This is a genomic window from Escherichia sp. E3659, assembly GCF_005781135.1.
Classification (GTDB): domain Bacteria; phylum Pseudomonadota; class Gammaproteobacteria; order Enterobacterales; family Enterobacteriaceae; genus Escherichia.
In genome coordinates, this window is sequence record NZ_VATQ01000002.1 from 192,381 (window position 1) to 210,907 (window position 18,527).

Genomic DNA, 18,527 nt, shown 5'->3' on the forward strand with positions numbered 1-18,527 from the left:
CCTGTCATCCCGACAGGCGTTTTTTTCACTCTTCGACCTCATTCTCTTGTCGAATCTGATTCGCCCAGCGCTGGGCCGCCTCCGGCACACTAAACGCCGGTGAGCGCAAGAATGATTCCCCCACCAGAACAAACGCTACATATTTGCCACGTAGTATCCAGACATCACGAAACGAATCCATTTTAATCGCATGCTCCGGCGGCGCAGGTTCCGTGCGCGGGACATAGCTAATAATCGGGCGGTTTTGCTGACGTAGCGGTTTCTTCATTACTGGCTTCACTAAACGCATATTAAAAATCAGAAAAAATGTAGTTTAGCCGATTTAGCCCACGTCCGTCCTGCTTTGCGTACATCTTCAAATACTTTCGCCGACACCACTTCCAGAGCGAGACATCCCCGATGGTCTATAGTTAGAGGGTTTTTTGACCAAAAAAGCGGCCCTTTCAGCAATGAAATAAGGAGACGAGTTCAATGTCGCAACATAACGAAAAGAACCCACATCAGCACCAGTCCCCCCTGCACGACTCGAACGAAGCGAAACCAGGAATGGACTCACTGGCACCTGAGGACGGCTCTCATCGTCCAGCGGCTGAACCGACGCCGCCTGGCGCGCAGCCTACCGCGCCAGGCAGTCTGAAAGCCCCTGATACGCGTAACGAAAAACTCAATTCCCTGCAAGATGTACGTAAAGGTAGTGAAAATTATGCGCTGACCACCAATCAGGGCGTGCGCATCGCTGACGATCAAAACTCACTGCGTGCCGGTAGCCGTGGTCCAACGCTGCTGGAAGATTTTATTCTGCGCGAGAAGATCACTCACTTTGACCATGAGCGTATCCCGGAACGTATTGTTCATGCGCGAGGATCTGCGGCTCATGGTTATTTCCAGCCGTATAAAAACTTAAGCGATATTACCAAAGCCGACTTCCTGTCTGACCCGAACAAAATCACCCCAGTGTTTGTCCGTTTCTCTACCGTTCAGGGTGGCGCTGGCTCTTCCGATACCGTGCGTGATATCCGTGGTTTTGCCACCAAGTTCTATACTGAAGAGGGTATTTTTGACCTCGTTGGCAATAACACGCCAATCTTCTTTATCCAGGATGCGCATAAATTCCCCGATTTTGTTCATGCGGTAAAACCAGAACCGCACTGGGCAATTCCACAAGGGCAAAGCGCCCACGATACTTTCTGGGATTATGTTTCTCTGCAACCTGAAACTCTGCACAACGTGATGTGGGCGATGTCGGATCGCGGGATCCCGCGCAGCTACCGTACGATGGAAGGTTTCGGCATCCACACTTTCCGCCTGATTAACGCCGAAGGGAAAGCGACGTTTGTGCGTTTCCACTGGAAACCACTGGCAGGTAAAGCCTCGCTGGTATGGGATGAAGCGCAGAAACTCACCGGACGTGACCCGGACTTCCACCGCCGTGAGCTGTGGGAAGCCATTGAAGCAGGCGATTTCCCGGAATACGAACTGGGCCTCCAGTTAATCCCGGAAGAAGACGAATTCAAGTTTGATTTCGACCTTCTCGATCCAACCAAACTTATCCCGGAAGAACTGGTGCCGGTACAGCGCGTCGGCAAAATGGTGCTTAACCGCAACCCGGATAACTTCTTTGCCGAAAACGAACAGGTAGCTTTCCATCCAGGGCATATTGTCCCCGGTCTGGATTTCACCAACGACCCGTTATTGCAGGGGCGTTTGTTCTCTTATACCGATACACAAATCAGTCGTCTTGGTGGGCCCAATTTCCATGAAATTCCGATTAACCGCCCGACCTGCCCTTACCATAATTTCCAGCGTGACGGCATGCACCGCATGGGAATTGACACAAATCCGGCAAACTACGAACCGAACTCGATCAACGACAACTGGCCGCGCGAAACACCGCCGGGGCCGAAACGCGGCGGATTTGAATCATACCAGGAACGTGTAGAAGGCAACAAAGTCCGCGAACGCAGCCCATCGTTTGGCGAATATTATTCCCATCCCCGTCTGTTCTGGCTAAGCCAGACACCGTTTGAACAGCGCCACATTATCGACGCTTTCAGCTTTGAATTGAGCAAAGTTGCTCGTCCGTATATTCGTGAACGCGTCGTTGATCAACTGGCACATATCGATCTCACTCTGGCGCAGGCTGTGGCGGAAAATCTCGGTATCGAACTGACTGATGAACAACTGAATATTACCCCGCCACCAGACATCAACGGTCTGAAAAATGCCCCAACATTAAGCCTGTATGCCATTCCTGACGGTGATGTCAAAGGCCGTGTGGTTGCGATTTTGCTTAATGATGAAGTGAGATCGGCAGACCTGCTGGCCATTCTCAAGGCGCTGAAAGCCAAAGGTGTTCATGCCAAACTGCTTTATTCACGAATGGGCGAAGTGACCGCCGACGACGGCACGGTGTTGCCAATTGCTGCTACCTTTGCCGGAGCGCCTTCGCTGACGGTGGATGCGGTCATTGTCCCTTGCGGTAATATTGCGGATATCGCAGACAACGGCGATGCGAACTATTACCTGATGGAAGCCTACAAACACCTTAAACCGATTGCGCTGGCGGGAGACGCCCGCAAGTTCAAAGCGACAATTAAGGTGGATGACAAAAGTGAAGAAGGGGTTGTGGAAGCCGACAGCGCCGACGGTAGTTTTATGGATGAACTGTTAACGCTAATGGCGGCGCACCGCGTCTGGTCACGTATGCCTAAGATTGACAAAATTCCGGCGTAAATATAGGTGGCGCAATTGCGCCACCTTTGCCTGATGCGCTGCGCTTATCAGGCCTACCGGATGTTCATAATGCTATGAAATTTCAATATATTGTATGCCAAATAAGGCATTTACGCCGCATCCGGCAAAACAGCCTTACCTACACATCCAGATAACTACCCAACCGATAACCACGCTCGGCAATGGCATACTTCAACGACGCCGACGTTAACACATCCAGTTCCGCTAACCGCGGGAAACAGTAAGCACTCTGGCGAATTGTATTATCGACAAACGCAGGATGGCACATCACTTCCAGTGAGAGTTCACCGCGATGACTGGAATCATCCAACACTTGCAGGAACAGTGATTCACTGATCTCTTCACCATAGAATGCACTACTGAAGCCCTGTGAACTGCGCAGATTAGCGGGTAAATCACCGTCGTTAAATACTGGCTGGCGATCAATACGCAACGCAATCCCCTCTTCAGCCGCAAACTTCGCCACAATCGGGAAAATCTGCGGGAACATATGCACGTGATGATGACTATCAAGATGTGTTGGTTTGCGGCCAAACAATTCAATGAATCGCAGATACTGGCGGGCGAGTTCCTGGGAAATTTCTTCCAGTGGTAAGGCATCGTCTTCTGCCAGCTGCCAGATCCATTTCCCCAGCACACCTTGCCGGGTCAGCCCAGGCATCTCAGTCAGCGGCTTGCCCAGTGTAAGGACAAAGTGCATCCCAACTGCCAGACTCGGCTCATCACGACTTAACCGCACCGCATGGTCGATAGCTTCCCCATTCACCAGCGCCGTCGTTGAGGTGACAATACCATTACGACAGGCCTCGATAATGCCGTAGTTCTGGCCTTTACTTAAGCCAAAGTCATCAGCATTAACAATCAGTAAGCGTTCCATAATCAGCCTCAGTTAATGTGCTTTTTTGAGTTCTGCAATGCAGTCAGCAAAGTTTGGCAACCACTTCTCATGCGCCAGAATCATCTCTCTTGCCAGCCGTTCCGCGTCACGATCGGAATGCACCAGCGGGCTAAGGTTGAGCGCCAGTAACACATCGTTAAATTCACCGCTAAGGGCTGCGTGGCTGGCGGCAATTTCAAAACCTTTGATGGTATGAATCAAGCCCATCACTTTGTCATCGAAGTGTGTAATGCGTGGATGTGGCGTCGCGCCATCGCGCCCCAGTGTACAGGTCATTTCTACCGCCCAGTCTGCCGGAATATTATCAATATGCCCATGATGCGGGATATTAACGTAATGTTCTGCTTGCTTGTCGTTGTAGATAGCATTAATCACTTCACACGCCGCATCTGAGTAATATGCCCCGCCGCGCTGTTCCAGTTCTTTCGGCTTAACTTTCAGGTCCGGATTTTTATACAGGTCAAAGAGTTGTTTCTCGACTTTCTGTACCACCTGTGCACGTGCGCCGCCTTTATAATACTCACCCATTTCAATCGCCAGCATCTCTTTTTGCTTGAAGTAATAAAGCAGATACGAGCACGGCAACAGATTCAGTGAGCGAATTAAGCCTTCGCTAAACGGCAGATCGAAAATATTTTTTACGCCAGACGCTTTTAACTGCCCGGATGCCACACCATCAAGCAATTCGGCAAAGCGAGACTTGCCATTTACCAGCACATCTTTAATAAACACCATGTGGTTCAGCCCGAACAGATCGATAGATAAATCATCGTTCTCATTCAACGCTAAAACATCGCTGATAAACATCTTCATACCAATCGGAATATTACACACGCCGATAAAGCGTTTAAATCCGGTATGACGATAAACGGCTTCGGTGACCATTCCCGCAGGGTTCGTAAAGTTAATCACCCAGGCATTGGGGCAAAGTTCTTCAACATCTTTGACTATGTCAAAAATCACCGGAATAGTACGCAGACCTTTAAACAGGCCACCTGCACCGTTGGTTTCCTGGCCGAGATAACCATGACTTAACGGAATACGTTCATCGAGTTCGCGTGCTGGTAATTGACCTACGCGCAACTGGGTAGTGACGAAATCGGCATCTTTCAATGCTTCGCGGCGATCGAGCGTTTTATAAAGCTTCATTGGTACACCAGCGTTATCAATCATCCGCTGGCAGAGATCGAAAATAATATCCAGCTTCGCTTTACCCTCTTCGACGTCCACCAGCCATAATTCACTCACCGGCAATTCGTGATAACGTTTAATAAACCCTTCCAGTAATTCCGGGGTATAGCTGCTCCCGCCACCAATAGTGACGACTTTTAATTTCTGGCTCATAATTTCTCCCTTCATTAGGAAATACTGATATTCGTCGTGCCTGCCGCTAAGTCAGGAATAACCCGGAAATACCAGGTTATACAGAGCAAGCATGTAAATTTAGTGTTCTGACACAATGGCTACTGATTAAATTCAGTCAATTTTTTACGATAACTATTGGGTGTAAACGAGGTCAGTTTCTTAAACGTTTTAATAAACAAACTTGGGCTACTATAACCGGCTTCAAATGCAATATCCGTTACCGAATAGTTGGTCATTTCCAGTTGTTTTTTGGCAAAATTAATGCGAATTTCATTAATAATCTGCATTGGTGTTTTGCCATAATATCGCTGGGTCGCACGCGTCAAATATTCCTGCGATTTCGCCGACAGTATCACCATATTTTCCAGCGCATTTTCACTAAACTGCTCTTTATCATGCATCTTTTCAACCGTGCCTTTCAGCCACTGCGGCACATCATCAATTACCTGTTCTTCACGGTAATGGCGTAAGCGGTTGATAACATAAAAAGTCACTGTCTCAACAAACTCTTCCAGCCCGGTTTCACGGAAATTCAGTGAAGAGATGACCGTTTCCACATAGGTGAGAAAAGCGTTATTGGTTCGGTATACCTGTGATGCGACGAAACAATAAGGCAACAACGGCAGATAATGTTGCTCAAAAAAACGTTTGCTGATCCCAACATTTAATATACGCGTGGCGCCAAACTCATAAAAACTTTGATGGTGCGAGCCCAACGGAATAAAGACAAAATCGCCCCGCTCCAGCAACACGCGTTTACCGTTTATCTCCTGGTAATAACGACCCGTTAACACCAGGGTGAATTCATAATAGTCGTGTTGATGCAGCCCACTGATACTCTCAGTTTTGTTGTAGATAAACACATGGAAGTTTTTGCCATTAAACAGTTGTTGTTCACGGGCTGTGGCAATTTCCGGCGCATTAATCACTGGCTGCATCATCAACTCCTTATGCCTTCAATTTTTCATGAAGCTCAATTAATTCACTAATCAGTTCACGTGCAAGCATTGAGGTCATTAAATGATCCTGAGCGTGGACCAGCACCAGACTCACTTTCATCTTACCTTCGCCCGCATCGCCTTCAATCAGTTTCGTCTGTACCAGATGCGCTTCATTCAACGCCATTCGTGACTGATCCATCATCGCTTTTGCTGCAGCAAAATCGCCCTGCTTTGCCTGTTTCAGCGCCGCATACGCCAGACTGCGCGCCTGCCCGGAATTGATGATAAGCCCCATCACCACTTCTTCCAGTTCTTCGGCTTCGGTTTGCGTATCCGGGATATTGTCGAGATCCATCATACTCAGTTCCTCACTTTCCTTACCCGGCACAGCGTTACCTGTGCCGGTATCGATTAAAATTTCAGCGCGTTAGCAATATCTTCTTCACTCTCTTCTTTATCAATCACGTTTTGTGCTTTGTTAGCCACCACAACAAATGGCAGATAAATCAGCGTGGCGATACCGAGGTTGAAGAGTGCGACCAGTAAGGCGGCAACGCTACCGTTGGTGTTAAAGAAGGCTCCCAGACCGGTTGGCATGGTCCACGGCGCAATGTTGGTCACTGGTGGAATAATGCCCATGTAATATGCCGCCAGGGTGATTGCAGCCAGAATCGGTTGTACCAGCACAAACGGGATAAACATCACCGGGTTCATAATAATCGGCAGACCAAACAGAATCGGTTCGTTAATCTGGAAGATGCCGGACGGCAGCGCCAGTTTTGCCACTTGACGATAATCAGCACGGCGAGAAGCAATAAAGATAGCCAGAATCAGGCCCAGGGTCGCACCACTACCACCGAGGAAAATAAAGGAGTCCAGCATCGGCTTGGCCCAGATATGGAAGGTCTTACCGGCAGCTAATGCCGCTTCGACGGAACCATATTGCTGGTAGGTCGCGATGTTTTCCAACGCCCACGGCGTCATGATGCCGTTGTCCAGTGCAGTCAGCGCCAGCGCGCCGTGAATACCGAAGAACCACAGCAGTGGAACAAAAATCACATACGCCCAGCCGACCACACTGCCCAACGATGCCAGCGGCGTCGAGATAGTATCCATAATGATCTGATGGAAGTTTGTACCCCAGGTCGTCAGCGCCCAGGCAATAATCCCCATCACGGAAAGAATAATAAAGCCGGGAATCAATGCAGAGAAAGAACGCGATACCGACGCAGGTACGCTATCAGGCAGTCTAATTACCCAGTTGCGGCGGACAATAAAGGTAAACATTTCTGCCACCACCAGGCCGATAATAATCCCGGAGATGATATTTGCGCCGCCTAACCAATTAGCGCCGACGGCATAAGCCTCGCCGACGCTATAAGGCGTGACGGTCATAAACGCCGCAACGGATAACAATCCCGCTGCCAGCGCATCGACTTTACGCTCTTCAGCCAGCGCCATGCCGATAAAGAACGGTGCCATTAAAGACATAATCCCCAACGTTCCGTTATAAACATTTCCGCCAATACCTTTCAGACCATTGAGTGTTTCAATGGTCGAGGCGTCGAGGCGAATACCTAAGGAATAAAAAAACGACCCCTCCCCAAAGCTAAGGAAAACGTTATTAATTAATACAAACATAGCCCCTGCGAGGGTTAACGGCATTAAGCGAATAAAACCGTTTTTGATTGCATTAACGTGCGGTTGCTTTCCTATTTTAACTGCAAAAGGGAGGAGTACCTTTTCAAGCGATGCAATAACATTACTCATAGAAAAATACCCTTAAAAACCGCAATTCAAATATTGCGGTATAGATTTATGAAATAACTCTTTGACGGGAAAATTTAAAAATTAATTTGCTGCGGCTTTTTTAATTGCTGCAACTGCAGCCTTAAGCACGCCTAAACCATCGACTTTGCCATATAACAGCGAGTCAATTACTTCCACCGGTTTGTTGGGTAACAAACGCTGAATTTCGGGCAACATATAAGCAATCTGCGGCCCTAATAAAACGACATCGGCATTCAGCCCTTTTTCACCAGCCAGCGTTTCTGGAAATGCTTCAATAATGACCGGAACTTCATATTTTTCTGCCTGAGCGCGCATTTTTGATACCAGTAAAGAGGTAGACATGCCCGCAGAACAAAACAGATAAATGTGTTTCTTTTCCATAAAACTGCCCTCATCAACGATTATCTGTCAGCCAGACACTCCGCAAGCCTTCACCTGCTTCCATGCTCTGGGTAACTTGCGAAACCAACATGACTTTTTTTGGTGGCTGAAAAGAGTATACGGTATTGACCTGAGCAATAGTATTTCTTTGACTATACAAATTGTCTCTCCTTGACCTGCTGTTATGACCACCTTCACATTTCGGTTAAATAATTCGCGTCAACAAATAAGAACACGCGCATAAAAAAACCGGCACAATGGCCGGTTTTCGTTGTGACTCAAGCTTTCAGATGAAGGAATTACTTCGCAGCCTGCGGATCAGTGTCGTATTCGGCACAGGTCTGATAGCCGGTGTTGATCACATGCCCGGTATCATCTAACGCGACAAAATAGGTTTCTGCTTTACCATCACGTTGACCCAGAATGTAGGTCTGGCAAGTACCACGAGCATGGATCATGCTCACTTCAGACGAAGGTTTACCCGCAATTTGTGCAACCTGCGCCCGGCTCATGCCTTTTTTGACGTCTTTCACCACAGGCTGTACAAACTGGTCTTTGGTACGATCATACGCCGTACAACCTGCCAGCATGGTTAATACCGCCGCTGTACCCAGAATTCCTGCCATATTCTTGTTCATATTCCGTCCTCTTGTTTATCAGCGTGTTAGATAAGCCTGGAATACATCGGGGGCTTTTTCAAGCCTGAGAGCGAAACGGTTTCGCTTTCAGAGGATTCCTGTATGACGTTTTAACCACCATTCAACCTGCTGTCGCTTGTCGTTTCTGTAGCAACGGGTTAGCTTTAAGGAAGTTTTATTTTTTTGTCTGGAGGGGTTCAATGACATTGCAGCAACAAATAATAAAGGCGCTGGGCGCAAAACCGCAGATTAATGCTGAAGAGGAAATTCGTCGCAGCGTCGATTTTCTGAAAAGCTATCTACAAACCTACCCGTTCATTAAATCACTGGTACTCGGCATTAGCGGTGGTCAGGACTCTACCCTTGCCGGTAAGTTGTGTCAGATGGCAATTAATGAACTGCGCCAGGAAACCGGTAATGAATCACTGCAATTTATCGCCGTGCGCCTTCCCTACGGTGTTCAGGCCGACGAACAAGATTGCCAGGACGCCATTGCCTTTATTCAGCCGGATCGCGTATTAACCGTCAATATCAAGGGCGCGGTACTCGCCAGTGAACAGGCATTGCGGGAAGCAGGTATCGAACTGAGCGATTTTGTGCGTGGCAATGAAAAAGCACGTGAGCGGATGAAAGCGCAATACAGCATTGCGGGTATGACTAATGGCGTCGTAGTTGGCACCGATCATGCGGCAGAAGCCATTACTGGATTCTTCACTAAATATGGTGATGGTGGTACAGACATTAACCCTCTGTATCGTCTGAACAAACGTCAGGGTAAACAGTTACTGGCAGCGTTAGGTTGCCCTGAGCATCTCTATAAGAAGGCCCCCACAGCCGACCTGGAAGATGACCGCCCGTCACTGCCAGATGAAGTCGCGCTCGGCGTAACGTATGAAAATATCGATGACTATCTGGAAGGGAAAAATGTCCCTGAACAGGTCGCCAGAACGATTGAGAACTGGTATCTGAAAACCGAGCATAAACGCCGCCCACCCATTACGGTTTTCGATGATTTCTGGAAAAAGTAATAATTTGCACATATTGGTTTGTGCGAAAAAGAGTACTTTGTTCATGCCGGATGCGGTGTGAATGTCTTATTCGGCCTACAAAACTTTGCGAATTCAATACATTGCAGGAGTCGAGTAGGCCTGATAAGCGTAGCGCATCAGGCAGTGTTAGCTTTGTTATCGCCCCGCCTCTTTTTTAATCGTTTCCCGCCTGTTATACTGGATGGATAACCAGTATTCGGAGTAAACAGTGGTACGGCGTTTAACCTCCCCGCGCCTCGAATTTGAAGCGGCGGCAATTTATGAATATCCCGAACATTTACGTTCATTTCTTAATGACTTACCCACCCGACCCGGTGTGTATCTGTTTCATGGCGAAAGTAACACTATGCCGCTCTATATCGGCAAAAGCGTTAACATCCGCAGCCGCGTCCTTTCCCATTTACGTACCCCGGATGAAGCGGCCATGCTGCGACAATCCCGACGCATTAGCTGGATATGTACCGCGGGCGAAATCGGCGCCCTGCTCCTTGAAGCGCGTCTAATCAAAGAGCAACAGCCTTTGTTTAATAAACGGTTGCGCCGCAATCGTCAGCTCTGCGCCCTGCAACTGAATGAAAAACGCGTGGATGTGGTGTACGCCAAAGACGTGGATTTTTCTACTGCGCCAAACCTGTTTGGCCTGTTTGCCAACCGCCGCTCGGCATTACAGGCATTACAGACAATCGCCGATGAACAAAAGCTCTGTTATGGCCTGCTCGGGCTGGAACCGCTAAGCCGCGGTCGTGCTTGCTTTCGTTCAGCGCTAAAACGTTGCGCCGGAGCGTGCTGCGGAAAAGAGAGCCATGAAGATCATGCTCAACGTCTGCTCCAGTCGCTGGAACGTTTGCGGGTGATCTGCTGGCCGTGGCAAGGTGCGGTGGCGTTGAAAGAACAGCACCCGGAAATGACCCAATACCATATTATTCATAACTGGCTGTGGCTGGGGGCGGTTAATTCGCTGGAAGAGGCGGCAACGTTGATCCGTACGCCTGCCGGATTCGATCACGATGGTTATAAAATTCTTTGTAAACCACTACTTTCCGGTCGCTATGAAATTACTGAACTTGATCCGGTGAATGGCCTGCAAGCCAGTTAATTTCACTGAACAGCAGTTTACCTTGCGGTTGCAAAAGCCGCAGGGTGTGTTTGCCATCGTACCAGCACGCGCCCTGGTCGGTAGTTAACAATTTTTCGCCCAGTTGCCATGCCCCGCTAATCACAAACACCACCCCGCCGCGTGAGCCAAAAGTGGTGAACGTGCGATCGGCAATTCTGACTTTCGCCTTACAGGCATCCAGGCGCGTCATAATGTTGAAATCCATCGACATCTGCCCTTCCGTCAGTTTCGCTTTTACCACCTGGTCCGCCGCAAAAGCAAAAGGCTGTAACGGCTTTAAGGTATGACTAAAACGGTCTGCGCTTTCAAGAAGCATCTCACCGCCTTCCAGCAGCGTCACACTTCTTTCCATCCCAGGAAATAAAGAAAATTCACCATTGGCCGCAATGGACGCAATGCTGGCACGCCAGTAAAAATCACGTTTCGCAGGGGGAAAACTACAGATCTCACGAGTTTCACCGGCAGCGTTTCGCCACAGGTTCACCGACATTTTACGCATATCAAAGTATTCCATACTCGCTCCGGGCATGCTCTTTTCATTGTTATCGCTCAGGCAACCGTGGATTGTTATCGGCAACTCGTATGATTTACCTTAGCGTTTTTGCAAAAATGACAGGCACAGGCGCATAAAAGAAAACCGCCGATCCTGTCCACCGCCTTACTGCAAGGTAGTGGACAAGACCGGCGGTCTTAAGTTTTTTGGCTGAAAGATTATTCAGCAGTTGCAGGCATTTTACCTTTTCCCGCTGGACGTTCTGTCAGACGCTTCTCAAAATTAGCATTAAATTGCTTTTTCTGCTCCGGCGTCAGGATGTTGTAAATCTTGTTCTGGGTTTCCATATGCGCCAGCATGTTAGCTTTGCGCTGTTCTTCCATTTTAGCAATCTGCGCTTCAGCTTTTGCTTTGTCGAAAGTATCGCTGGCGATGATGTCATGCATTGCGCGGCGTTCTTCCAGCGGCGGACGTTTCATCTGGTCACGCTGGCCTTTCATGATTTCACGAATCTGCTGTTTCTGCGCGTCGGTCAGGTTCAGGTCTTTGAACATCATGTCATGATGCGGACCGAACTTGCCTTTATGATGCATCATCGGCTTCGCGTCAGCCGGTGCTGCGGTAGTGGTGTCAGCGGCGTGGGCCAGGTTAGCCGCGCCAAGAGCCAGGGTAGAGGCAACAAACAGTGCAGTTAATTTACGCATATTCTATATCCTTCCTTTCAGTTATTTGTTACGGCTTTCTTAAGTAACGTGCCGTGTTGACGAGATTAACTTTACTGAGTTTAGCGTCAATTAATCAGAGCAACGGTAAATCAATGAAAGTATAAAAAACATTTTCTCGCCAATTATGGAGAAAAAAAGAAAAATTGAAGGAAAGTGATGAACAAATATTACAACACAATGATTTTGCAGAAATTATGAAGGACTATACCTGATAAATGGTGATAAATAAAGCAAACACCCAGGATTAATCCGTATTATTCCGAAAGCAGTTATTAAATACCCGCAGAAACCTTTCTGCGGGCAAGTGCTAGGTTATTTTTTCCAGCATTAATCCCGCGCGTAATCCCAACGCCACCAGTGGATTGGGGAATAACACATATTCAATATCATGAGTCACGGTAAAACGTTCCTCACCATCCTGCGCCAATAACGTTCCTTTCTTAAACGGCGTGAAATTCAGCGTCTCGCTCGCCATATGCAACTCGAAAGCAGCAGTGTGACGGGTAATCTGCGAAACCACCTGGTAACGCTGGGGCAGTTTTCTCTCTATACCGACACTTGCCCCTGCTAACAGCGTAGCAATTGCATTGGTGGTTGGCGCAAACTGACGAAGCTCGTTTTGCCCAAACGGCAGTGCTTTGCCTAGCTCCAGCGTACACGCCAGTGCGCCAAAATGTTTGCAGCTGAAATGGGTAAACGTGCCGCCTGGCGCCTGATGAAACACCAACGCCTCCAGCCCTGCCGCGCCCAGCCATGTCAGAAAACTTTCGTCCCAGGGAATTTCTCGTTGCGGTAAAACACCAAACCGCTGGTGATACGAACCGCGGATGGCTGTATGCAGATCAAGATGCCAGCGCACAGACTCTTTCCCCTGCTGATAAAAATCTTCCAGGCACTGTTCCAGCTCGCGGGCGCGGCAGGTTTCGCCGCTTTCGGCAAATAGCTGCCAGCGTCCGCCAAACATCCGGTTCATATCGCTATGGCAATAGCGCTTTCCTTGCTTGAGCGCAGGGGGATTTCCGAGGATTGCCAACAAGCGCCAGCGTAACTTAATTTCACCGTGATAAATTGCGCCAAGTAAGGCGTCCAGCATTTCTACAGGCGCCGTTTCATTACCGTGGATCCCCGCCGAAATTACCAACGCGCCTTGCGGTGGGGTTAATGGCGTCAGTTCCAGCACGCCATCCCCCAGCCAGCGCCAGCGAATGCCGTTGATTTCTCTCTCGGTGATGACTGGTTTTTTACCCTCTAATGTCAGAGTGAGAAAATTATCCATTCTCCCCTCCCTCGCGCTGGAACGGATAAACCGAACCGAGATTCAGTAATTGAGTCAACGCATCCAGCGCTTCCCGCCCTTCACGCAGCAATTGCGGGTCGGCCAGTTCGGCAGCAGTAAGACGATCGCGGTAGTAACGATCCACCCAGTCATTGAGCGCATTAAACAGCGTATCGTTCATCATCACCGCCGGATTCACCGCCCGGCGTTCTTCATCCGTCAACACCACGCGCAACCGCAGGCACGCAGGGCCTCCGCCGTTCGCCATACTTTCGCGCAAATCAAAAACTTTTAGTGAGCTTATCGGGTTGTCAGCAGTAAGGAGTTCATTGAGATAACGCCATACTCCAGCATGTTCCCGACACTCCTGTGGCAGCACCAGCATCATCGAACCATCATCGCGACTCAGCAGTTGGCTGTTAAACAGATACGTAGACACCGCATCAGACACAGAAACCTGCGACGCCGGAACTTCTATCGCCATAAAACCATTGACCCGCGCACGCAGGTTTGCCAGTAATTGCGCCTGGCGAGCAAATGCCTGCTGATGGCAAAACAGTACCTGGCGGTTGCTCACGGCAATCACATCATTATGAAAGACGCCCTGGTCGATAACGTCCGGGTTTTGCTGGGCGAAAATCACCTGCTGCGGATTAACCTGATTCAGCCTGGCTACCGCCTCGCTGGCTTCGCGGGTCTGCCGCGCCGGATAGCGGGAAGGCCGCGTACCGTTACCCTCTTCTCGCCCGTAAACAAAAATCTGCACACCGGGTTCGCCGTAATGACCGCCGAGGCGATTGTGGTTTGCCGCTCCCTCATCACCGAGTAATGCCACCTGCGGCAACGCCGAATGGATGGTGAATTTCTCTTTATCGTTAAAAATGGCGTTTAACAGCGATTCGGTGACGGGGGCTTCCAGCGAACGGTGAAATTTATTGTTCAGGTTGGCGACCGTGAAATGCACTTTGCCATCCAGCGTATCAGCGGATGGCGCGACCGTGGCCGCATTAGCTACCCACATTGGCGATGCTGAACTGACGCTGGAAAGCCAGTGTGGTGCCTGACGGGCAACCTTTTCCAGTATCTGCTCATCGCTGCCGCTGAATCCCAACTGACGCAGCACCGGAATAAACGGACGCTCGTGCGGCGGGATCACCGCCTGGGGAAATCCTGCATCGGCAAGGGCTTTCATTTTCAGTAAGCCCTGCTTCGCCGCCAGTCGTGGATTCGATACCTGAAAACGATGGCTGGTGGAGGCTTCATTACCAAACGACAGGCCAGCGTAATGGTGCGTCAGCCCCACCAGCCCATCGAAATTGACTTCCCAGGCGTTCATCGCACCACCTCATCGGAAAAATCCAGCCCGGGGTTAAGCGTTGCGGGTAACGTTAACGAGTCCGACTCCAGGCTCGCCATCGGCCAGGCGCAGTAATCTGCGGCATACCAGGCGCTGGGGCGATGGTTGCCGGAAGCGCCAATGCCGCCGAATGGTGCGGTACTGGCGGCTCCGGTAAGCGGTTTGTTCCAGTTAACAATCCCTGCCCGCGCTTCCAGTAACAGTTGCTCGAACTTTTCCCGTTTTGGGGAAACCAGCCCACAAGAGAGGCCAAAGCGGGTGTTATTCGCCATCTTTATCGCCCCATCAAAAGTGTCATAACGCCATACGCGAAGTAGTGGCCCAAACACTTCTTCATCCGGCACGCCTGAAACGCCCGTCATTTCAACGATCCCTGGCGTCAGCAGCGATGTTCCCGCTTGTAGCAAACGTGGCGCAAGCAGCGTTTGCCCGCCTAATGCTTCCAGTTCCTGCCAGGCAGTAACCACCTGCTGTGCGGCCTGTTCAGAAATCAGCCCGCCAATAAACGGCTGCGGTTCGTCATCCCATTTCCCCGGCGTTAACCGCTGGCTGACGGCAACAAGGCGAGCAAGAAACGCATCGCCCTGCGCCCCGCTTTTCACCAATAAACGGCGGGCGCAGGTGCAGCGTTGCCCGGCAGTGACAAATGCCGACTGGATAGTCAGATGGACAGCGGCGTCGATATCCACCACGTCATCAATAATCAGCGGGTTATTGCCGCCCATTTCGAGGGCGAGAATTTTCTCCGGCTGACCGGAAAGCTGACGATGTAACTGGTAGCCAGTATTGGCGCTGCCGGTAAACAGCAAGCCGTCGAGATCCTCCAGCGCACTGAGTGCCTGACCGGTTTCGCGCCCACCTTGCACCAGGTTCAGCACGCCCGACGGCAAACCTGCCTGCTGCCATAAACGCATTACTGCCTCGCCGCTCCAGGGGGTTAGTTCGCTGGGTTTAAAGATTATCGTGTTACCTGCCAGCAGCGCCGGAACGATATGCCCGTTAGGCAGATGTCCGGGGAAATTGTACGGTCCAAACACCGCCAGCACGCCGTGTGGACGATGGCGCAAGCTCGCTGCTCCATCGGGCATTTCACTGCGCTGCTCTCCCGTACGAGCGTGATACGCCTTGATTGATATCGCGATCTTATTGATCATCGCCGTCACTTCGGTTGCCGCTTCCCAACGCGGTTTGCCGGTTTCTCTGGCAATAATCGCGGTTAATTCGGCTTTGTTGCTTTCCAGCAATGCGGCAAAGCGTTCAACTCTTACCTGACGATCGCCAAAGGAGAGCCGCGCCCAACGCGGAAACGCTGCACGAGCAGCCCGACAAGCCTGCTCAACCTGAGCAGCATCGGCATCATTGCCCTGCCATAACACCTCGCCCGATACCGGATTACGCTTCACGCGCTGTGCGCCCTGGCCCGTCACCCAGTCACCGTTGATCCATAAAGTCATGCTGTTTTCTCCTCTGCACACAGGCGCACCAGACGAACGCGATCCCCGGCGTGGCATTTGAGGGCATCCAGTTGTGCGGCGGTTAAAATCAAACGTTCGGTCGCCGGATCGGCTCGCACCAGCAACACGCGGAAATGGTGATAATTTTCATTGGCGACCAGGCAAGCCGGTAAATCGCCCTGTGCAGGTTGTCCTTCCGCTACTTCCACCAGCCGACTTTTGCGGATAGCGCGAACGCGGTCAATGTCACACTCCAGCGTCGGCCCGCCGTCGAAAATGTCGATATAGTTGCGGTAGCGAAAGCCCTCTTTTTCCAGCACCGCCCGCGCGGGCGCAGTTTGCGGATGAACCTGTCCAATGACGTCCTGCGCTTCCTGGGATAAAAAGTGGGTATAAATCGGATGTTTCGGCATCAGTTCTGCAATAAATGCCTTTTGCCCGGTGCCGCAGAGAAAATCGGCGCGGCTAAAATCCATCGAAAAGAAACGTTTACCGAGGCTTTGCCAGAACGGTGAATAGCCGTGTTCGTCAATCACCCCGCGCATTTCCGCGACCACTTTGTCATTAAACTTGTCGCGAAAAGCCGCCATAAACATAAAGCGCGATTTCGACAGCAAATAGCCGTTGCCCTCTTTGCGCCAGTCCGGGTCGAGAAACAGCGTGCACAGCTCGCTGCTGCCAGTGTGATCGTTACTGAGAAACAGCGTCGGCAACGCGTTATAGACATTCAGCTCTTTCGAAGCGTGAACCAGCGTGCCGACGCGATAGTTGTACCAGGGATCGTTCAGCCCAACTGCCACCTCAATGGCGCAAATCCCCGCCACAGTACCTGTTTCGCTCTCTTCCAGCACAAACACATAGCCCTGTTCGCTTTTGGGCAGTTCGCCCTGCCAGGTTTTGATTGCCCTTTCGATACGCGCCGAAAGCGTGGCTTCATTGGCGGGAAGCGACGTCAGGCCGCCGCCCGTTTTGCTGGCAAGCTGCATCAGCGCCGAGACATCTGAGCGCTCAACGGGACGGATGACCATCATGATGAACCTCGGCTCACAAAGTGTTCACAGGCCGCAGCAAAACGATCCAGGCCGGTCGTCACCTCTTCTTCGCTGACATTCAGTGCCGGAGCAAAACGCACCACATTGCCGCCAGCAATCAGCACCATCACGCCCGCTTTCGCCGCTTCCTGAGAAATTTGTTTCGCTTGCCCGGCGTAATCCGCATTCAGCACACAGCCAATCAGCAGACCTAAGCCGCGAATTTCACTGAACAAACCGCAGCGGTGATTAATGGTATTAAGACGTTCAACAAACCAGTCGTGACGCTGCTTAACACCGTTAAGCATTTCTGGCGTGTTGATAAGTTCCAGCACTTTACCCGCCACCGCCGAGGCCAGCGGATTACCGCCATAGGTGGTGCCATGAGTGCCAACGGTCATCACGCTGGCGCATTCTTCGGTTGCCAACAACGCACCGACCGGGAAACCGCCGCCCAGCGCTTTGGCGGTAGTTAACAGATCTGGCGTCACGCCGTAGTGCATATAGGCATACAGTTCCCCGGTGCGCCCGACGCCCGTTTGTACTTCATCAAAAATCAGCAAAGCATTGTGGCGGTCACACAATTCACGCAGACCTTGTAAAAACGCGATACTGGCTGGTACCACACCGCCTTCCCCCTGGATGGGCTCGACAATCACCGCACAGGTAGAGTCATCAATCAGCGCGCTGGCAGAGTTAATATCGTTATACGCGGCATGACGGATATCCGGCGGCAGTGGCGCAAAATCCTGTGAATAGGCTGGCTGCCCACCTGCGCTGACTGTAAACAGCGTGCGCCCGTGGAACGCATTTTTGAACGCCACGATGCCGCTCTTATGGCTGCCGTAGCGGTCGTGAGCGAATTTACGCGCCAGTTTTAGCGCCGCTTCGTTGGCTTCCGCACCGGAGTTACAAAAGAAAATGCGATCGGCAAACGTGGCGTCGATCAATTTTTTCGCCAGTCGCAGTACCGGCTCGTTGGTGTAACCGTTGCCGGTATGCCAGAACTTACTCGCCTGTTCGTTCAGCGCCTCGCGCAGTTCGGGATGCGCATGACCCAATGCGTTTACCGCAATGCCACCCGCGAAGTCGATATACTCTTTCCCCTGCTGATCCCACAAGCGCGAACCTTCGCCACGTACCGGTATAAACGGTGCCGGAGCGTAAACAGGTATCATCCATTCATCAAAGTTTTCACGCGTAATTGGCTGAGACATAGCGACCTCTACAGTAAATAATTCGTTATTTATATGTTAA

Annotated in this window: 18 protein-coding genes; 3 read left to right on the forward strand and 15 right to left on the reverse strand. The window is 50.7% G+C overall.

Annotated elements, in window-relative coordinates:
- Window positions 1–25: 25 nt before the first annotated feature.
- Window positions 26–289: a cell division activator CedA gene (gene cedA / locus FEK47_RS01635; protein ID WP_130208300.1), complete on the reverse strand. Its 264-nt coding sequence runs from the start codon at window positions 287–289 to the stop codon at window positions 26–28.
- A 182-nt stretch (window positions 290–471) separates the two neighbouring features.
- Here cedA and katE point away from each other — a divergent pair, with 182 nt between their 5' ends.
- On the forward strand, window positions 472–2,733 hold the full coding sequence (gene katE, locus FEK47_RS01640) for a catalase HPII (protein ID WP_135487705.1): 2,262 nt from the start codon (window positions 472–474) through the stop codon (window positions 2,731–2,733).
- 139 nt (window positions 2,734–2,872) lie between these two features.
- On the opposite strand, the gene chbG is transcribed toward katE, so the two are convergent.
- From chbG to osmE, 7 genes are all read right to left on the reverse strand, one after another.
- Window positions 2,873–3,631: a chitin disaccharide deacetylase gene (chbG, locus tag FEK47_RS01645; protein WP_135487704.1), complete on the reverse strand. Its 759-nt coding sequence runs from the start codon at window positions 3,629–3,631 to the stop codon at window positions 2,873–2,875.
- A gap of 12 nt (window positions 3,632–3,643) precedes the next feature.
- Window positions 3,644–4,996 (reverse strand): 6-phospho-beta-glucosidase, encoded by a 1,353-nt coding sequence (gene celF, locus FEK47_RS01650; RefSeq protein WP_135487703.1) that lies wholly within the window; start codon window positions 4,994–4,996, stop codon window positions 3,644–3,646.
- Between the two features lie 119 nt (window positions 4,997–5,115).
- Window positions 5,116–5,958 (reverse strand): transcriptional regulator ChbR, encoded by an 843-nt coding sequence (gene chbR / locus FEK47_RS01655; protein WP_171020845.1) that lies wholly within the window; start codon window positions 5,956–5,958, stop codon window positions 5,116–5,118.
- Window positions 5,959–5,965: 7 nt separating this feature from the next.
- Window positions 5,966–6,316, reverse strand: a complete 351-nt coding sequence (gene chbA / locus FEK47_RS01660; RefSeq protein ID WP_064529165.1) for a PTS N,N'-diacetylchitobiose transporter subunit IIA — start codon at window positions 6,314–6,316, stop codon at window positions 5,966–5,968.
- 53 nt (window positions 6,317–6,369) lie between these two features.
- Window positions 6,370–7,728, reverse strand: a complete 1,359-nt coding sequence (gene chbC, locus FEK47_RS01665; RefSeq protein ID WP_130208308.1) for a PTS N,N'-diacetylchitobiose transporter subunit IIC — start codon at window positions 7,726–7,728, stop codon at window positions 6,370–6,372.
- An 81-nt stretch (window positions 7,729–7,809) separates the two neighbouring features.
- The gene (gene chbB, locus FEK47_RS01670) at window positions 7,810–8,130 is read right to left on the reverse strand and encodes a PTS N,N'-diacetylchitobiose transporter subunit IIB (RefSeq protein ID WP_000412160.1); all 321 of its coding nucleotides are present in this window, start codon (window positions 8,128–8,130) and stop codon (window positions 7,810–7,812) included.
- A gap of 299 nt (window positions 8,131–8,429) precedes the next feature.
- Window positions 8,430–8,768, reverse strand: coding sequence for an osmotically-inducible lipoprotein OsmE (gene osmE, locus FEK47_RS01675; protein ID WP_135487702.1), 339 nt, complete (start codon window positions 8,766–8,768; stop codon window positions 8,430–8,432).
- Window positions 8,769–8,968: 200 nt separating this feature from the next.
- Between osmE and nadE the strand changes: the two genes are divergently transcribed.
- Both nadE and cho read left to right on the forward strand, forming a co-directional pair.
- Window positions 8,969–9,796 (forward strand): ammonia-dependent NAD(+) synthetase, encoded by an 828-nt coding sequence (gene nadE / locus FEK47_RS01680; RefSeq protein WP_064529168.1) that lies wholly within the window; start codon window positions 8,969–8,971, stop codon window positions 9,794–9,796.
- A 229-nt stretch (window positions 9,797–10,025) separates the two neighbouring features.
- Window positions 10,026–10,913 carry an excinuclease Cho gene (cho, locus tag FEK47_RS01685; protein ID WP_138183078.1) on the forward strand — a complete coding sequence of 296 codons (888 nt, stop codon included), beginning with the start codon at window positions 10,026–10,028 and terminating at the stop codon, window positions 10,911–10,913.
- On the opposite strand, the gene ves is transcribed toward cho, so the two are convergent.
- The 7 genes from ves to astC all read right to left on the reverse strand — a co-directional run bounded on the left by ves (window position 10,873) and on the right by astC (window position 18,487).
- Entirely contained in the window at window positions 10,873–11,448 is a 576-nt protein-coding gene (ves, locus tag FEK47_RS01690) for an environmental stress-induced protein Ves (RefSeq protein WP_130218867.1), read from the reverse strand. The two genes, cho and ves, sit on opposite strands and share 41 nt — an antisense overlap.
- Before the next feature lie 197 nt (window positions 11,449–11,645).
- Window positions 11,646–12,131: an ATP-independent periplasmic protein-refolding chaperone Spy gene (spy, locus tag FEK47_RS01695; protein WP_135487701.1), complete on the reverse strand. Its 486-nt coding sequence runs from the start codon at window positions 12,129–12,131 to the stop codon at window positions 11,646–11,648.
- A 328-nt stretch (window positions 12,132–12,459) separates the two neighbouring features.
- Window positions 12,460–13,428, reverse strand: a complete 969-nt coding sequence (gene astE, locus FEK47_RS01700) for a succinylglutamate desuccinylase (RefSeq protein ID WP_135487700.1) — start codon at window positions 13,426–13,428, stop codon at window positions 12,460–12,462.
- A complete protein-coding gene (astB, locus tag FEK47_RS01705; protein WP_135487699.1) occupies window positions 13,421–14,764 on the reverse strand; it encodes an N-succinylarginine dihydrolase in 1,344 nt (447 codons plus the stop codon). The genes astE and astB overlap by 8 nt, the downstream gene beginning before the upstream one ends.
- Complete coding sequence (astD, locus tag FEK47_RS01710; RefSeq protein WP_135487698.1) at window positions 14,761–16,239, reverse strand: succinylglutamate-semialdehyde dehydrogenase; 1,479 nt, start codon at window positions 16,237–16,239, stop codon at window positions 14,761–14,763. Before astD ends, astB begins: the two co-directional genes overlap by 4 nt.
- The gene (gene astA, locus FEK47_RS01715; protein WP_135487697.1) at window positions 16,236–17,270 is read right to left on the reverse strand and encodes an arginine N-succinyltransferase; all 1,035 of its coding nucleotides are present in this window, start codon (window positions 17,268–17,270) and stop codon (window positions 16,236–16,238) included. Before astA ends, astD begins: the two co-directional genes overlap by 4 nt.
- Complete coding sequence (astC, locus tag FEK47_RS01720; protein ID WP_135487696.1) at window positions 17,267–18,487, reverse strand: succinylornithine/acetylornithine transaminase; 1,221 nt, start codon at window positions 18,485–18,487, stop codon at window positions 17,267–17,269. The genes astA and astC overlap by 4 nt, the downstream gene beginning before the upstream one ends.
- Window positions 18,488–18,527 lie beyond the last annotated feature (40 nt).

Excerpts from the sequence above, each read along its gene's own strand:
- astE (WP_135487700.1), bottom strand. The coding sequence starts at position 13,428 with ATGGATAATTTTCTCACTCTGACATTAGAGGGTAAAAAACCAGTCATC.
- chbA (WP_064529165.1), bottom strand. The coding sequence starts at position 6,316 with ATGATGGATCTCGACAATATCCCGGATACGCAAACCGAAGCCGAAGAA.
- astC (WP_135487696.1), bottom strand. The coding sequence starts at position 18,487 with ATGTCTCAGCCAATTACGCGTGAAAACTTTGATGAATGGATGATACCT.
- chbB (WP_000412160.1), bottom strand. The coding sequence starts at position 8,130 with ATGGAAAAGAAACACATTTATCTGTTTTGTTCTGCGGGCATGTCTACC.
- chbG (WP_135487704.1), bottom strand. The coding sequence starts at position 3,631 with ATGGAACGCTTACTGATTGTTAATGCTGATGACTTTGGCTTAAGTAAA.
- osmE (WP_135487702.1), bottom strand. The coding sequence starts at position 8,768 with ATGAACAAGAATATGGCAGGAATTCTGGGTACAGCGGCGGTATTAACC.
- chbR (WP_171020845.1), bottom strand. The coding sequence starts at position 5,958 with ATGATGCAGCCAGTGATTAATGCGCCGGAAATTGCCACAGCCCGTGAA.
- chbC (WP_130208308.1), bottom strand. The coding sequence starts at position 7,728 with ATGAGTAATGTTATTGCATCGCTTGAAAAGGTACTCCTCCCTTTTGCA.
- ves (WP_130218867.1), bottom strand. The coding sequence starts at position 11,448 with ATGGAATACTTTGATATGCGTAAAATGTCGGTGAACCTGTGGCGAAAC.
- katE (WP_135487705.1), top strand. The coding sequence starts at position 472 with ATGTCGCAACATAACGAAAAGAACCCACATCAGCACCAGTCCCCCCTG.
- celF (WP_135487703.1), bottom strand. The coding sequence starts at position 4,996 with ATGAGCCAGAAATTAAAAGTCGTCACTATTGGTGGCGGGAGCAGCTAT.
- nadE (WP_064529168.1), top strand. The coding sequence starts at position 8,969 with ATGACATTGCAGCAACAAATAATAAAGGCGCTGGGCGCAAAACCGCAG.
- cedA (WP_130208300.1), bottom strand. The coding sequence starts at position 289 with ATGCGTTTAGTGAAGCCAGTAATGAAGAAACCGCTACGTCAGCAAAAC.
- astA (WP_135487697.1), bottom strand. The coding sequence starts at position 17,270 with ATGATGGTCATCCGTCCCGTTGAGCGCTCAGATGTCTCGGCGCTGATG.
- astD (WP_135487698.1), bottom strand. The coding sequence starts at position 16,239 with ATGACTTTATGGATCAACGGTGACTGGGTGACGGGCCAGGGCGCACAG.
- spy (WP_135487701.1), bottom strand. The coding sequence starts at position 12,131 with ATGCGTAAATTAACTGCACTGTTTGTTGCCTCTACCCTGGCTCTTGGC.
- astB (WP_135487699.1), bottom strand. The coding sequence starts at position 14,764 with ATGAACGCCTGGGAAGTCAATTTCGATGGGCTGGTGGGGCTGACGCAC.